Here is a 16,689-nt window from a genome sequence, read left to right on the forward strand (position 1 = left end):
TTAAAGTGCGGTTGAAAATCTCGGAGAATTTTGACCGCACTTCGGCGATTTCAAATCTTATGTTGTTGTTCCTCTTGCCTTCCCCTGCTTTGCGGGGGAAGGTGCCCGAAGGGCGGAAGGGGGCTTAGGATATAAATCCCCCCTCAGTCGCTTCGCGCCAGCTCCCCCCGTAAACGGGTGGAGCCAAGGGCTCAGCACCATTTATAGTAATCAGTGATTACTCTTCATCTAACTCGATATTTAAACCAAGTGAGCGGATTTCTTTCATTATTACGTTGAAAGATTCTGGTGTACCCGGATCCATATGTTGATTGCCACTTACGATGTTTTTATACATCTTCGTACGACCATTCACATCATCCGATTTCACGGTTAGCATTTCTTGTAAGGTGTAAGCTGCACCATATGCTTCAAGTGCCCATACCTCCATCTCACCGAAACGTTGGCCACCGAATTGGGCTTTACCACCCAATGGTTGTTGTGTAACAAGGCTATAAGAACCCGTTGAACGAGCATGCATTTTGTCATCAACTAAGTGGTTCAATTTGAGCATATACATATAACCTACTGTTACTGGACGCTCAAATTTCTCACCTGTACGGCCATCATATAAAGTGATTTGACCTGAAGTTGGTAATCCACCAAGTTTTAATAACTCTTTGATTTCAGCTTCGTCTGCACCGTCGAACACAGGGGTTGCAACCGGTAAACCTTTACGTAGATTTTCGGCTAAACGTAATACTTCTTCATCTGTGAAGGTACTTAAATCCACTTTTTGCGAGCCATTACCTAAGTCATACGCTTTTTGGATATAACCACGTAATTTTTCCACTTCTTGTTTTTGTTTAAGCATTGCGTTGATTTGATCACCAATACCTTTCGCAGCTAAACCTAAGTGGGTTTCAAGGATCTGACCAATGTTCATACGAGATGGAACACCCAATGGGTTCAATACGATCTCAACTGGTTGGCCATTCTCATCGTATGGCATATCTTCAACTGGGTTAATTTTCGAGATAACACCTTTGTTACCATGACGACCCGCCATTTTATCACCCGGTTGGATTTGACGTTTCACCGCGAGGTAAACTTTAACCACTTTTAACACGCCTGGTGCAAGATCATCACCTTTGATGATTTTCTTACGTTTCACTTCAAGTTTATGTTCAAACTCTTTACGAAGTTCTTCGTATTGCTCTGCAAGCTGTTCTAATTGATTTTGTTTTTCTTCATCTGCAATGGTTTGTTCTAACCATTTAGTGCGATCTAATTTATCTAATTGCGCTGCATCAGCACCACTAGAAATAAGAAGATTACGAACACGAGCAAATAAGCCAGCTTCTAAAATCTCTAACTCTTCAGTTAAATCTTTTTTCGCTTCACGAAGTTGCATTTCTTCGATTTCTAATGCACGTTTATCTTTTTCTACGCCATCACGAGTGAAGACTTGAACATCAATAACCGTACCTGATGTACCGTTTGGCACACGTAATGAAGAATCTTTAACATCTGAAGCTTTTTCACCAAAGATTGCGCGTAAAAGTTTTTCTTCTGGGGTTAATTGAGTTTCACCTTTAGGCGTTACTTTACCGACTAAGATGTCCCCACCTTTAACCTCTGCACCAACATAAACAATACCTGATTCATCAAGTTTGCTTAACGCTGACTCACCTACGTTTGGAATATCTGCAGTAATTTCTTCTGCACCTAACTTGGTATCACGCGCAACACAAGATAATTCTTGAATATGGATGGTAGTGAAACGATCTTGTTGAACAACACGTTCAGAAACTAACATTGAGTCTTCGAAGTTATAGCCGTTCCAAGGCATGAACGCCACGCGAATATTTTGACCTAATGCAAGTTCCCCTAAATCAGTAGAAGGACCATCTGCTAATACTTCACCACGATTGATTGGATCGCCTAAATTCACACAAGGAATTTGGTTAATACAAGTATTTTGGTTAGAACGGGTATATTTGATTAAGTTATAAATATCAATACCTGCTTCACCTGCAATGGTTTCATCTTCATTTACTTTAATAACGATACGAGAAGCATCGACGTACTGAACTGTACCACCACGTTTTGCAACAACCGCAACACCTGAGTCAAGTGCGATTGGTTTTTCCATACCTGTACCAACTAATGGTTTATCCGCACGTAATGTTGGAACTGCTTGACGTTGCATGTTCGCACCCATCAACGCACGGTTCGCATCGTCATGCTCAAGGAATGGAATTAATGCAGCCGCGACAGATACCACTTGTTGTGTCGAAACGTCCATATAGTGAATATCCTCAGGTTTATATAAACCAGATTCACCACGTTCACCACGTGCAGTAACAAAAGCATCAGTAAAACGGTTATTTTCGTCTAAATTTGAGTTTGCCTGTGCAATGATATAGTTTGCTTCATCAATTGCAGATAAGTATTCAATTTCTTCAGTAACTTGGCCATCAACTACTTTACGATATGGTGTTTCTAAGAAACCATAATCATTAGTACGTGCAAACGCAGAAAGTGAGTTGATCAAACCGATGTTTGGACCTTCAGGGGTTTCAATCGGACATAAACGACCATAGTGAGTGTTATGTACGTCACGTACCTCAAAACCAGCACGTTCACGCGTTAAACCGCCTGGACCTAATGCAGAAATACGACGTTTGTGTGTCACTTCTGATAATGGGTTGTTTTGGTCCATAAATTGCGAAAGTTGTGAAGAACCAAAGAATTCTTTCACCGCTGCAGAAATTGGTTTTGGATTAATTAAGTCTTGCGGTGTGATTGCATCTAAATCACCTAAAGATAAGCGTTCTTTCACCGCTCTTTCTACACGCACTAAACCGATACGGAATTGGTTTTCCGCCATCTCACCTACGCTACGGATACGACGGTTACCCAAGTGGTCAATATCATCCACTTCGCCACGACCATTACGGATGTCGATCAATTTACGCATTACCGCAATAATATCTTCATTGCTTAAAGTAGCAGTGCCTTCACCTTCTGCGATCGCTAAAGAACGATTGAATTTCATACGACCGACAGCAGATAAATCATAACGCTCTGCAGAGAAGAATAAATTATTGAATAACGCTTCTGAAGATTCTGGTGTTGGTGGCTCACCCGGACGCATCATGCGATAAATTTCATAAAGCGCACTGGTTTTGTCATAAGTTGGATCGACACGTAGCGTTTCAGAAATATATGGACCGTAATCTAAATCGTTAGTAAATAAAGTTTCGATCGTGGTGTAACCTGCTTGCGCAAGTTTTGCAAGCGTCTCTAAAGAAATCTCGCCATTCGCAGGGCAAATAATTTCGCCAGACTCTAAATCAACATAATCTTTCGATGCAACTTTACCTAAAATATATTCAGAAGGTACAACGACTTGTGAAATTTTATCTTTTTCTAATGCCTTGATATGGCGTGCAGTAATACGACGACCACGTTCAACATAAACTTTGCCATTTGCTTCAATATCAAAAGAAGCAGTTTCACCACGTAAACGTTCTGGCACTAAAGTCATTAACAATTTATCGCCAGCGATTTCAAAGGTAATTTTATCAAAGAATAAGTTTAAGATTTCTTCAGTGGTGTAGCCTAATGCACGAAGAATGATTGTTGCCGGTAATTTACGACGACGGTCAATACGCGCAAATAAGTTATCTTTTGGATCGAATTCAAAATCTAACCAAGAACCACGGTAAGGAATAATGCGTGCGTTATAAAGCACTTTACCTGAAGAATGGGTTTTACCTTTGTCAGAATCAAAGAATACGCCTGGACTACGGTGTAATTGTGAAACGATAACACGCTCGGTACCATTAATTACAAAAGTACCGTTATCAGTCATTAATGGGATTTCACCCATATAAACTTCATTTTCTTTAATATCTTTAACTGCGCGTGAAGAAGATTCTTTATCGTAGCTCACTAAACGTAATTTTACACGTAAGCCTGCTGCATAAGTTGAGCCACGAATTTGACACTCACGTACATCAAATTCAGGTTCTTCTAAACGATAATCTACATATTGTAATTCTGTATAGCCATTATTGCTTACAATAGGGAATACAGAACGGAATGCCGCTTCTAAACCTTGCTGACCTTCAGGATCTTTTTGAATAAATTTATCAAAAGAATCCAACTGAATGGTTAATAAATAAGGAACATTTAAAACTTGCGGACGTTTACCGAAATCTTTACGAATTCGTTTTTTTTCAGAATAGGAGTAACCCATTGGTTTTCCTCTGCTAACTGTTCAGTGACCTAGCCACAAACTAACTGTGACGTGAATGACCGTTAAAATGACCGCACTCTGAACCTTACTTCTATAGTGGGGTGACAACTCAAATTACATAGGACGACAACTTGAGCAAAACAACGACAAATAACGGTGAATTTATCATTGTATAGATGTGTTTTCTATCAAAACACGGTTAAATTAAACAATTAAAGGTCAAAATTGATTAAAAATCAATCTAAACCTTTGCTAATTTTGAGGCGGTAGATTTTAAATGAATGCGGCTTTCTCGTCAAGTTTAAAACTTATATAGAAATTTTATGAAATAAAAAACCGCACTTTAAAAAAGTGCGGTTTAAAATCTATCAATTCTTTAAATTATAAAGAAGCTTGATCAACAGCAACACCTGCCCCCATAGTGGTAGAGATGCTTACTTTCTTGATGAAGATACCTTTAGCAGTAGTTGGTTTTGCTTTGTTTAAAGCAGCCAATAATGCTTGAAGGTTTTCTTTTAATTGAACTTCAGAGAAGTTTGCTTTACCGATAGTGGTGTGGATGATACCGTTTTTATCATTACGATAACGGATCTGACCAGATTTAGCATTTTTAACTGCTTCAGCAACGTTTGGAGTTACAGTACCAACTTTAGGGTTTGGCATTAAACCACGTGGGCCTAATACTTGACCTAATTGACCAACAACACGCATTGCATCAGGAGAAGCGATAACAACGTCAAAGTTCATTTCGCCTTTTTTGATTTGCTCTGCTAAATCTTCCATACCTACTAAATCAGCACCAGCTTCTTTAGCTGCATCTGCGTTAGCACCTTGGGTGAACACAGCGACACGAACTTCACGACCGGTACCGTGTGGTAATACAGTTGCACCACGTACGTTTTGGTCTGATTTACGAGGATCGATACCTAAGTTTACTGCAACATCAACGCTTTCCACGAATTTAGCAGTCGCAAATTGTTTTAATACTGCGATTGCTTCGTTGATTTCATATGCTTTGGTAGAATCTACGCCAGCTTTGATTGCTTTCATTTTTTTAGTCAATTTAGCCATCGTATTATTCCTCCACCACTAAGCCCATTGAACGAGCAGTACCAGCGATTGATTTCATTTTAGTTTCGATAGACGCGCCAGTCATATCTGCTGCTTTAGTTTCAGCGATTTGACGAACTTGATCTAAAGTTACTTTACCCACTTTATCTTTGTTCGGTTTACCAGAACCAGATTTGATACCCGCAGCTTTTTTCAATAATACTGCTGCTGGTGGAGTTTTAGTTACGAAAGTAAATGAACGGTCTGCATATACAGTGATAACAACTGGAATTGGTAAACCTTTTTCTAAGCTCTCAGTACGAGCGTTGAATGCTTTACAGAATTCCATGATGTTCACACCTTGTTGACCTAATGCAGGACCAACTGGTGGTGATGGGTTTGCCATACCAGCTGCAACTTGCAACTTAACGTAGGCTTGGACTTTTTTTGCCATTTTAGTTTTCCTCTAATTGGGTAATAACGCTATTAAATAGCTCCCCGATAATTTTCAGTGCAACATTCATTGCACCACACAAAAATATGAGCCGAGAACGGCTCATAATGGGCGCGGATTATATAAAAAGTGCGGTTGTTTTTCAAGCACTTCTTAAATCCACTATAAGAAATTACTGTGCATCACCAATTAATACTGAATCCAATGCAATTTCAATCATATCATTAAATGTTAATTGACGTTCTTCTGCTGTGGTTTGTTCATGTGTACGAATATGGTCAGAAACAGTACAAATCGTTAATGCTTTCGCACCATATTCTGCAGCCACCCCATAAATACCAGCAGCTTCCATTTCCACACCTAAAATGCCGTATTTTTCCATTACATCGAACATTTCTACATCAGGTGTATAGAATAAATCCGCCGAGAATAAATTACCTACACGAACTGCTTTGCCTTTTGCTTTTGCAGCTTGAACAGCGGCTTGTGCCATATCGAAGTCAGCAATAGCTGCAAAGTCGTTATCTTTGAAACGAATACGGTTTACTTTTGAATCAGTACATGCACCTAAACCGATAATTACATCGCGCACTTTTACGTCCATACGAACAGCACCACAAGAACCTACACGGATAATTTTTTTCACGCCGTATTCAGTGATTAATTCTTTCGCGTAAATAGAGCAAGATGGAATGCCCATACCGTGGCCCATAATAGAAATTTTACGACCTTTGTAAGTACCGGTATAACCAAGCATATTACGAACATTTGTTACTTCTACTGCATCTTGCAAAAATGTTTCTGCAATATATTTTGCACGAAGTGGATCACCCGGCATTAAAACAACATCAGCAAATGCGCCTTCAGGCGCGTTAATATGTGGAGTCATAATTTTCCTTCCTTTTTTAAATATAAAAATAAAAAGTGCGGTCATTTTTCACCGCACTTATCCGAGAATTAAAGCGCTGCAGCACCGAGACCGATGAACAAGCCTGCAATCGTTGCACTCATTAAGTTTGCTAAAGTACCCGCGATTACTGCTTTTAAGCCTAAACGCGCAACATCACTACGACGGTTTGGCGCCATTCCACCTAAACCACCGATTAAGATTGCAATAGAGCTGAAGTTAGCAAAACCACAAAGTGCGAAAGTAATAATTGCTTTGGTTTTTTCAGTTAATACAATCGCAGAATCTGGTTGCAAGTATTTTGCAAATTCAAGATAACCCACAAATTCATTAACCGCTAATTTCATCCCGATCATTTGTCCTGCAATACCTGCTTCAGCACCATCTGTTACACCGATTAAGTATGCTAATGGTTTGAAAATTAAACCAAAGATAGATTGTAAGGTTAAGTCGCCATAGCCGAACCATCCACCTACGCCACTTAAAATACCGTTAATTAATGCAATTAAACCAACGAATGCGATTAACATTGCACCTACGTTTAACGCAAGTTGCATACCTGCACTCGCACCGCCCGCCATTGCTTCAAGTACGTTAGTTGGTTTTTCTGAATCATTGTCTTCTGGTTGTTTATCAGAGAATTGTTCTGTTTGTGGGAACATTAATTTCGCAAATAACAAACCTGCTGGTGCCGCCATAAATGACGCTGCAATTAAGTATGTCAATGGCACGCCCATTCCAGCATAACCTGCCATTACTGAACCCGCGATAGACGCTGTACCACCCACCATGATGGCAAATAATTCAGATTGGGTCATATTTTTAATGTAAGGGCGAACCACCAATGGTGCTTCAGTTTGACCAACGAAAATATTAGCCGCAGCTGACATTGATTCTGCTTTTGAGGTACCCAATGCTTTTTGCAATGCACCACCCAATACTTTAATCACCACTTGCATAATGCCAAGGTAATAAAGCACAGAGATTAAGCCAGAGAAGAATACGATAATTGGTAATACTTTCACTGCAAAAATGAAACCCGAAGGTTTGCTTGGATCCGCTAATCCGCCGAAAACGAAATTAATCCCGTCGTTACCATAGGCAATAACGTTAGATACCATATCCGCAGCGGCACCCAATGCTTGTTTACCTGCAGGCACATATAAAATAAGGGCGGCAAATCCTACTTGGATTGCTAACGCCCCCACGACAGTTCGAATACTAATCGCTTTACGATTATTGGAAAGTAACACGGCAATAGCGATTAATACGACCATTCCCAAAATGCTGCTTAACACACTCATTTGATTCCCCTTAGTTGGTGAAGTTGATAAAAATAAAACGGCACTATTTTACTTGTTTTTGATGAAAAAGTCGGTGAAATTTCACCGCACTTAACACAAACGATTACAAAATAGTCAGGACTTTTTCAATCCCATATTGATAAGCCAGCTTCGCCAGCTCATTTGTTTCCTCCGCACTTGGGATATGTGCAGACAACCCTGCTTCATCTCGCGCACCTTTGCTATGCACACGGATAATTTTTAATGCCACGTCAGGATAATTTCGTAGCAGTTGAGCAACCTTTCTCACTAAATATTCAGCATCAAAAAAATGCTTTAAAAAAACCAACCGCACTTCTTCCACTTTATTTAATGGCAACAAGGCAGCTAAATTTTGCAAATTCCGCTCCAGTTTATCGTTTTTTATATGCAAACGTTCTGGTATCACTTGTTGCGGTACAATACCTGCTTGATTTTTCCGATCGAAGCAAAGTGTTTGCAAGCCAAAACCCTCTCCTTTCAGATCGAATAAAAATTTATCAGTGACATCAATTAACGAACGAATACGATCAAACTCAAAAAAGCCACTACTATCCAAATAACAGGTTAATCCCTGCGAATGTAAAGCCTCAAAGAGCGGCACCAGTTTTTTATGATGGATTGTCGGTTCACCACCTGAAATTGTGACACCTCGAATAAATGGAACCGCCTCCATAACCTGTTCATACAAATACTGCAAACTAACCAATTTCGCATTTTCCGTATAACGAGGTATAGTTTCCGGATTATGGCAATACAAGCAATTTAACTTACAACCTTGCAGAAAAATACTCGAACGATTGCCTTGCCCCTCTACATTTGAAAAAGGAATAATCCGATGCAACGGCACAAAAATCTCAGAAAGTGCGGTCATTTTTCCAATTATTTTTCAGCAGTGACATCTTTTTCATCGCGTAACTGGCGATCAAACACGTTGGCACATTCATCCGTACCCGAGCCATACCAGGTTGTATCGCGTAATGCGACTTCGCCTTTACGGTATTTTTCAACTTCGCTTTTCTTCACTAGATAACCTGTAACACGAATTAAATCTGTATTTTTCAAATAGGTAGTAATGTAGCGATAGCCTAAAGAGAATGCACCATCAATAATATCCACCACCGCATCGCAGTGATCTACATAAGTTTGATCAAAGGCGAATAAATCCCCTGTACCAGATGGGAAATATTTATGGAACGGTGCAGACTGTTTCAAATGTGTAAGTAACGTTGGTTCTTCGCCTACACGAATACGGTGAGCCGGTGCGTTACGTTTGTCTTCTTCGTGGTTACTTGCACCGACTTGCGCATGTAATAAATAACGATTGCCTGTGCGTTCTGCATAAACCCCTTCATGTGCATCGGTGATTTCTTTAAGTTTATCCATAATTGCTGTCGCAATTTCATCACCACGAGCACTCTTACCAAAGGTTTCATTTAAGCCTTCACATTGCAATAAGTGGTTTGCTGCATCTGCCAAGCCCACAATTGCGAACATCCCCGTAAAATTAGTGCGTTTGATAAAGCCTTCTTTTTCAAGGAATGAACTGTTAAAGAAATTACTTTCTTCCACTACAAACTTATGGCGTTTATCCATGGTTGAAAGAGCACATTTCGCCACACGTGGTAATAATTCGTTCACCATTTCATCCGCACTTTTACACGCGCGCGCAATCGTCCCTAGACGTAAACGTGTTAATGTGTAAGCGCCGCCACATTCGGGAAGTGCGTTATAGCAACTTGCTACGCCATATTCTTCACCTAGATCAGAAATATAGTAAGCATCGTTCGCAAAAGATGGTTTAGAAACTAATAAACAGGCTTTTGCTGCAAGTTCAGCAAACTCACGGCTCGTTTTGGATTTATCATAACGAATGGTCATATTCGGTGTTGGCGCTTCAAGCTCAATCACCGCGCGTAAAATCAAGCGACCCGCTTTCGTATCATAAGGCCCAATATTGGCATGACAGAATGAATCAGGCACAGTTTTGTCGATATGATTTAAGAAACGTTTAATTTTGATGTAGTCTTTTTCTTCATCAGTAATGAAAGGTTCGAGCAACACATCAAGACGGCCAACATAAACAGGATAAGTTGTAATAGATGGCACGTGAGAGTAAAGAATCAATAATCCGTCAAGTGCTTCATCTAGATCTTTTGGTGGCGGCAATTCTAAAAATTCGCAGCCTTTTTGGATATACACATTGTAATCAGGCAGGATATAACGAGGGCGATAAATCGCGTAACCTTCACATAAATCACAGATCATCTGATTCTGTAAAAAGCCCCATTCTTCATCGGTATAGCCAAGCAAATCACGAGGATCAAATAAACGCTCGGCAATATTGCCTAATGTCATTAATTTTTGATGATAAGTCAGATTATTGGCTTTAACCGTATCGAGAATATCTTGAAGTGAAGCTAACATAATGTCCCCCTTTTAAAATGGTTTTGTATTGTACGCAATGGTAACAAAATAGACAATTTTGAAAATGTGAGCGAGATCACATTTTCAGAAATAAAAACTGAAGCAAACGATTAACCATTAAAATAAGAAATATAGAATTTAGATGGTAGAGAGAAAAGGATTTTGACTGGCGGAGTAATGAAGATCCGCCAGTTTTAATTTGATTGGTAAATTTTAAATGTTATCACTTGAATAACACATTTTCTTAACAAAAGGGATTATCTCTTGTAATGCTTGTTGAATAGAAATTAGCCCTAGATTCATTTGAGTCTCTTTTCCCGAGGGTGGGCAAAATGCAAGATGCTTATCTGCATCATTAATCGGTTTCCAGCGTCTCGGCTGAGAAGAACGGCTATTTGGATAAAACCCGATAGTCGGAATATTAAACGCACTGCTCAAATGCAATGGCCCTGTAGATCCCGCAATAAATAAATCCGCACAAGCTAAAGAATGAGCGAAATCCACTAAACCTTTATTCTTATCGTAAATGGCTACACGTGAATCATTCACCATATTTGCCAATTCATGAGCTTTTTCACTTTCGCCAGGTCCTGCTGTCAGCACAACATTGCAATCAAACTCAGCCAATAAGCCTTTAATTAAATCCGCATATTGCGCTAAAGAAAGATTCGTAGCTGAACCACCAGAACCGCTATGCACAAAGATCCATTTTTTATTTGCGGAAAGTCCTAAACCCTCTTGCAAGAAAATGCGTTGATTTTCCACCGCACTTTTCTCAAAGGTTAAATAAGGCGGTTTAGGTTCAACAACTGGCATATTATGCCTGTGCAAAAAAGCGCGAACTAAATCTTGATTATATTCAGATTCTGATTTTTCAGAACGAGAGCGGCGTTGTATCAGGCGATGATTATAGAGAATTTGAACCCATTTCGTTGCTGGCGCGAGACGATATTTAATCCCACTTTTCCAAGCAAGTTTTCCATTATGGGTATTGGAAAAAAAGCTAATCATTCCATCAAACTGCTGCGATTTGATTTCCTGTACAAGACGTTTGAAATCCGTTTTATCATTTTTTTTACTATCAATAATGACATGATCAATAAACGGACAAACCTCCGCTAAAGGCGCAGTGTAACTCGGAACAAGTGCGGTTAATTTTAAAGAAGGATTCGATAACTTCAACATAGCAAAAGCAGGCCATGCTTGCATAAAATCGCCTAATTTATCGTTACGAATAACTAAGATCTTTTCCATAATTTCTCCGCTAAAATAAAAAAACCGCACTTGAAAGTGCGGTCGTATTTTATGTTATTTTTGTGGATTATAAAACATCAACACAATTTAAGTCTTCGAAAGATTGTTCTAAGCGTTTAGACATAGATTCTTCCATTTTACGTAACCAAACACGTGGGTCGTAGTATTTTTTGTTTGGTGCATCTGGACCTTCAGGGTTACCTAATTGACCTTGAAGATAAGCTTCATTTGCTTTATAGAAGTTCAAAATACCATTCCAAGATGCCCATTGAGTATCGGTATCAATGTTCATTTTGATTGCACCGTAGCTAATTGCTTCGCGGATTTCTTCGCGGCTAGAACCAGAACCACCGTGGAAGACGAAATTAATTGGTTTTGCAGGAAGATTACGTTCTTTCGCAACGAACTCTTGTGATGCACCTAAAATAGATGGTTTTAATTTTACGTTACCCGGTTTATACACGCCATGTACGTTACCAAATGCCGCTGCGACCGTAAAGTTAGGACTTACTGGGTTTAATTGGTCGTAAACATAAAGCACGTCAGATGGTTGAGTATATAAACGAGATTCATCAACACCAGAATTATCTACGCCATCTTCTTCACCACCGGTAATACCGATTTCGATTTCAAGGGTCATCCCCATTTTATCCATACGAGCAAGGTATTCACGGCAGATTGCCATATTTTCTTCCATTGGCTCTTCAGAAAGGTCAAGCATGTGAGAAGAGAATAATGGACGGCCAGTTTCTGCGAAGTGTTTTTCACCTGCGTCAAGTAAACCATCAATCCATGGAAGTAATTTTTTCGCTGCGTGGTCAGTGTGAAGAATAACAGGAACACCGTATTCTTTCGCTAAAGTATGAACGTGTTTCGCACCTGCGATCGCACCAAGTACATCAGGACGAGCACCACTTGCAGGTTTAATACCTTTACCCGCATAGAACGCCGCACCACCGTTAGAAAATTGAATAATAACTGGCGCTTTTACGCGTGCAGCAGTTTCTAACACAGCATTAACTGAGTCAGAACCCACGCAGTTTACTGCAGGGATAGCAAAGTTATGCTCTTTTGCATAAGCAAAGATTTTTTGCACATCTTCACCTGTTACAACACCAGGTTTCACGATATCTAATAATTTAGCCATACTTGTGTTTCCTTTTTATGTTTAGCGGGACAAACCCACAATTGGAGAATTTTTTTGACTTTTTATCGATGGCGCAATTTTTAATGCTCGCCATCGATATGCCACATAGGAAAAGTGCGGTTAGTTTTTCGCACGTTTTTCAAGAATTTCTACTGCAGGTAATACTTTGCCTTCTACGAATTCTAAGAACGCACCGCCCCCAGTTGAAATGTAAGAGATCTTGTCTGCAATACCAAATAAATCGATAGCCGCTAATGTATCACCACCACCTGCGATAGAGAATGCATCGCTGTTTGCAATCGCGTGAGAAATGATTTCAGTCCCTTTACGGAAGTTAGGGAATTCAAACACGCCAACTGGGCCATTCCATAAAACGGTTTTTGCATTTTTGATGATTTCTGCTAATTGTTCTGCAGATTTATCACCGATATCGAAGATAGATTCATCATCTTTAACTTCAGTCACTGATTTTTCTATAGCTGCTGCAGTTTCAGTGAACTCCAAACCAACACGTACATCAACTGGAACAGGAATATCTGTATTTGCTGCTAATTCTTTGGCGACTGGGATTAAATCAGCTTCATGTAAAGATTTACCTACATTGTGGCCAGCTGCCGCAATGAAAGTATTTGCAATACCACCGCCCACAATAATTTGGTCAGCGATTTTTGAAAGAGAATTTAATACTTCTAATTTGGTTGAAACTTTAGAACCACCAACAATAGCCACCATTGGGCGAGCAGGTTCTTTTAATGCTTTACCTAATGCATCTAATTCAGCAGCTAATAATGGACCGGCACAAGCGATTGGTGCAAATTCTGCAACGCCGTAAGTTGATGCTTGCGCACGGTGAGCAGTACCAAACGCATCCATTACAAATACATCGCAAAGTGCGGCATATTTTTTACCTAATTCTGGATCGTTTTTCTTTTCACCTTTGTTCACGCGTACGTTTTCTAAAACAACAATTTCGCCTTCTTTAACATCTACGCCGTTTAAATAGTCTTGTTCTAAACGAACATTAAAGCCTGCGTCTTTTAAGTAATCAACAACTGGTTGTAAAGAATCTTCTGGTTTGGATTCACCTTCAGTTGGACGACCTAAGTGAGAAGTTACCATCACTTTCGCGCCTTTTTCTAAGGCTAATTTTAAAGTAGGAATGGTCGCACGAATACGCGCATCTGAGGTCACTTTGCCATCTTTTACTGGCACATTAAGATCCGCACGGATAAATACACGTTTACCGGCTAAATCTAAATCGGTCATTTTGATTACTGACATAATCTATCCTCTTGTTAAGTTAAAATTAAAATTAAAATTGAAAACTCTTCGTATTATACCTACTTCGCGCTAGGTTGTAACGATTTAGATCAAAGAAATTCTTATTTGCTTTGGCAATTCATTACCTGCCATTTTTTATCATAACAAATGAATAATTCGTTTCGACTTGCACCTAAATAAGCATTTTTTAATTGTGGATTATGTTGTTTCATCCAACGAAAAAGTTCATTACGGCTTAAATTTTGATTCGGTAATTTTAATGAGCTAAATAATTCCTGCTCCTTAGCAAAATATTGCTGGGCAGAATCAAACGCACAGCTGCCGTGTTTTTCCCATTCGCCTTGCAATAATTGTTCACCTGGTGAAATAGCCAAATATCGTGCTAATAAATCTTTTGGCAATGCAGGTAAATCGCCCTTGCAAAAACGTGGATGATCCGTCACTGAAAGTGCATTTGCATTTTGAGGCCACAGCCCATGAACGACCCAACCTAAAGCGCGGTTACTTCCACATTGATATTGAGAGGAAGAAGGCAACTGATTACCATATTTTTCACGCTGAATATCACAAAATCCAGGCGACCAAGATAATGCCAACATATAATAATCGACAGGCACTTTTGCATTTTGCCCGATAGGATCATCGCGCATAATTACATCATAATTGACAAAAACATTCAGATTTTTCACCGCACTTTTTTCAATATCAGTCCGCTTTGTCTCAAATTGAGGCTCAAATTTAGGCTCAGATGCTTTTGTTTGCTTAGTCTGTTCGATTACGAGAGAAGATGATTGATTTTTAGTTTTGGTTGAATCGGTAAAATATTGCCAAATTGCTAATACAACGAGGACAATAAGAGAAAGGGTGGAAGTGAATTTTTTCATAAATTTTGTTTAGTTTTTGTCAATCAAGTTTTTGTCGGCTATAATTCGCCGCTTTCAACTTTCTATTAAGGGTCACAATGGCATTACTCATCACTAACAAATGTACCAACTGCGATATGTGCTTACCGGAATGCCCGAACGAAGCCATTTCCATTGGCGATGAGATTTATGTGATCGATCCTGTACTTTGCACGGAATGTGTCGGCCATTACGACACCCCAACCTGCCAAAAAGTTTGCCCAATCACTAACTGCATTAAGCCCGATCCTGAACATCAAGAAACCGAAGAACAGCTTTGGGAACGCTTTGTGATGATTCATCATTCAGACAAGTTGTAATTTAACTTGTTATATCTTTTAAGCTAAATAGTGCGGTTAATTTTGAGCTTATTTTTATTATCAAAAAACTGAAATTTTTCACCGCACTTTTATCTATAAAAAGAACTATATTGAGTGACTTTTCTTCACATTATCCCGCTACGGCCGGTAAATATCCCCATTGAATTAAAAATGGAATGACCATAATCACGACGCCAATCAATAACGCAAACACCAAAGCAAAATTACCGCCAGCAACACGATATGGCAATGTTGGATTTTCAATACGTGTACGCCATGCCAAGCCAATTGGTAAAATTAAGCAATAGAACGCACACAACAACCCTGCGTAACTTAATGCAGTAATAAATCCTTCAGGATAAAACAATGCAAATACAAGTGGTGGTAAAAATGCGGCAATGGTTAATACAAAGCGATTATTTGGCAAATGATAGCGTTTGAATAAATCACCTAAGCCTTCAAACACACCAAGCATTACGCCCAAGAATGAAGTAATTAACGCAAGTGATGAGAACACGCGCACCACTTCCCCCATAAAATGAGAACCTGTGATTTCACGTGTTGCATTCACTAAGCCATTTAGCGTTGGGTCAGCTTGTAAAATGCGTACAAATTCACTTTGACTTAATACACCATGAGTTGCTAACTGCCATACAAGATAAGCAGCTAATGGAATCGCGGTACCAATCAAAATAGCACGACGGAATTTTTCAACACGTCCACCTAAGTAGCTATTTACACTCGCCATAATAACGTGGAAACCGAAAGAGGTAAAAAATATCGGTGCAGCAGAAACTACAAAAGCATAATCCAAAGGCAATGCCATTAAATTATCTGTTGCCACTTTGGGAAGCATCATAAATAGTACAAAAGCAAAGGCGACTAACTTACCAATAAATAACACGCGAGTTAAACCATCCACGCCTTTCGTTCCTACAACCACGAAAGAACCTAATACCACAGTAAAGATAATAATCGCAGTTTTAAGCGACATCGCTTCCATTCCAAAAGCCGTTGGCAAACCTGAAAGCAAAGATCCACCACCAGTAATATAGGCGGCAGAAAGCGCATAAAGTAAAATTAACAAACTCAATGTTGCTAAAATTCGTCCAGGAACCCCAAAATATTTTTCAGCGAGCGTGGCGACACCATCATCCAACTGCTCCGCTGTTTGATACACTTCTACAAACAACAATCCACTGTAAACCAACAAAGCCCACAATCCCACGAGCAATAACACGGTATAACCAAATCCCATTCCCGCTGATGTAAGCGGCATAGCAAGCATACCTGCTCCAATGGTTGTGCCTGCAATAATCAGTGCACTCCCAAATGTTTTATTCTGTAACATAAAATTATCCTTATAGTGTTGTGTTTGA

13 protein-coding genes are annotated in these 16,689 nt (G+C 39.5%); 1 reads left to right on the top strand and 12 read right to left on the bottom strand.

Annotated elements, in window-relative coordinates; translation table 11 throughout:
- Positions 1 to 217: 217 nt before the first annotated feature.
- The 11 genes from rpoB to DV415_RS08400 form a co-directional block, all read right to left on the bottom strand.
- Positions 218 to 4,246, bottom strand: a complete 4,029-nt coding sequence (gene rpoB / locus DV415_RS08345; RefSeq protein WP_118790951.1) for a DNA-directed RNA polymerase subunit beta — start codon at positions 4,244 to 4,246, stop codon at positions 218 to 220.
- A 381-nt stretch (positions 4,247 to 4,627) separates the two neighbouring features.
- Complete coding sequence (rplA, locus tag DV415_RS08355; RefSeq protein ID WP_005649467.1) at positions 4,628 to 5,317, bottom strand: 50S ribosomal protein L1; 690 nt, start codon at positions 5,315 to 5,317, stop codon at positions 4,628 to 4,630.
- A gap of 4 nt (positions 5,318 to 5,321) precedes the next feature.
- Entirely contained in the window at positions 5,322 to 5,750 is a 429-nt protein-coding gene (gene rplK, locus DV415_RS08360) for a 50S ribosomal protein L11 (RefSeq protein WP_005627653.1), read from the bottom strand.
- A gap of 172 nt (positions 5,751 to 5,922) precedes the next feature.
- Positions 5,923 to 6,639: a purine-nucleoside phosphorylase gene (deoD, locus tag DV415_RS08365; protein WP_005643966.1), complete on the bottom strand. Its 717-nt coding sequence runs from the start codon at positions 6,637 to 6,639 to the stop codon at positions 5,923 to 5,925.
- A gap of 68 nt (positions 6,640 to 6,707) precedes the next feature.
- Positions 6,708 to 7,961: a NupC/NupG family nucleoside CNT transporter gene (locus DV415_RS08370; RefSeq protein WP_005630844.1), complete on the bottom strand. Its 1,254-nt coding sequence runs from the start codon at positions 7,959 to 7,961 to the stop codon at positions 6,708 to 6,710.
- A 103-nt stretch (positions 7,962 to 8,064) separates the two neighbouring features.
- Complete coding sequence (locus DV415_RS08375) at positions 8,065 to 8,853, bottom strand: 4Fe-4S cluster-binding domain-containing protein (protein ID WP_118790950.1); 789 nt, start codon at positions 8,851 to 8,853, stop codon at positions 8,065 to 8,067.
- 8 nt (positions 8,854 to 8,861) lie between these two features.
- A complete protein-coding gene (locus tag DV415_RS08380; protein WP_053466122.1) occupies positions 8,862 to 10,406 on the bottom strand; it encodes a YjjI family glycine radical enzyme in 1,545 nt (514 codons plus the stop codon).
- 213 nt (positions 10,407 to 10,619) lie between these two features.
- On the bottom strand, positions 10,620 to 11,660 hold the full coding sequence (locus DV415_RS08385; RefSeq protein ID WP_118790949.1) for a glycosyltransferase family 9 protein: 1,041 nt from the start codon (positions 11,658 to 11,660) through the stop codon (positions 10,620 to 10,622).
- A 67-nt stretch (positions 11,661 to 11,727) separates the two neighbouring features.
- The gene (gene fbaA / locus DV415_RS08390; RefSeq protein ID WP_005639380.1) at positions 11,728 to 12,807 is read right to left on the bottom strand and encodes a class II fructose-bisphosphate aldolase; all 1,080 of its coding nucleotides are present in this window, start codon (positions 12,805 to 12,807) and stop codon (positions 11,728 to 11,730) included.
- Positions 12,808 to 12,927: 120 nt separating this feature from the next.
- Positions 12,928 to 14,088 (bottom strand): phosphoglycerate kinase, encoded by a 1,161-nt coding sequence (gene pgk, locus DV415_RS08395; protein WP_118790948.1) that lies wholly within the window; start codon positions 14,086 to 14,088, stop codon positions 12,928 to 12,930.
- Between the two features lie 101 nt (positions 14,089 to 14,189).
- Positions 14,190 to 14,972, bottom strand: coding sequence for a ribonuclease T2 family protein (locus DV415_RS08400; RefSeq protein WP_118790947.1), 783 nt, complete (start codon positions 14,970 to 14,972; stop codon positions 14,190 to 14,192).
- A 77-nt stretch (positions 14,973 to 15,049) separates the two neighbouring features.
- On the opposite strand from DV415_RS08400, the gene DV415_RS08405 reads away from it, so the two are divergent.
- Positions 15,050 to 15,310: a YfhL family 4Fe-4S dicluster ferredoxin gene (locus DV415_RS08405; RefSeq protein WP_105894548.1), complete on the top strand. Its 261-nt coding sequence runs from the start codon at positions 15,050 to 15,052 to the stop codon at positions 15,308 to 15,310.
- 130 nt (positions 15,311 to 15,440) lie between these two features.
- On the opposite strand, the gene DV415_RS08410 is transcribed toward DV415_RS08405, so the two are convergent.
- Positions 15,441 to 16,661, bottom strand: coding sequence for an aromatic amino acid transport family protein (locus tag DV415_RS08410; protein WP_118790946.1), 1,221 nt, complete (start codon positions 16,659 to 16,661; stop codon positions 15,441 to 15,443).
- Positions 16,662 to 16,689 lie beyond the last annotated feature (28 nt).

This window comes from Haemophilus haemolyticus, from assembly GCF_003490595.1.
Classification (GTDB): Bacteria; Pseudomonadota; Gammaproteobacteria; order Enterobacterales; family Pasteurellaceae; genus Haemophilus; species Haemophilus haemolyticus_L.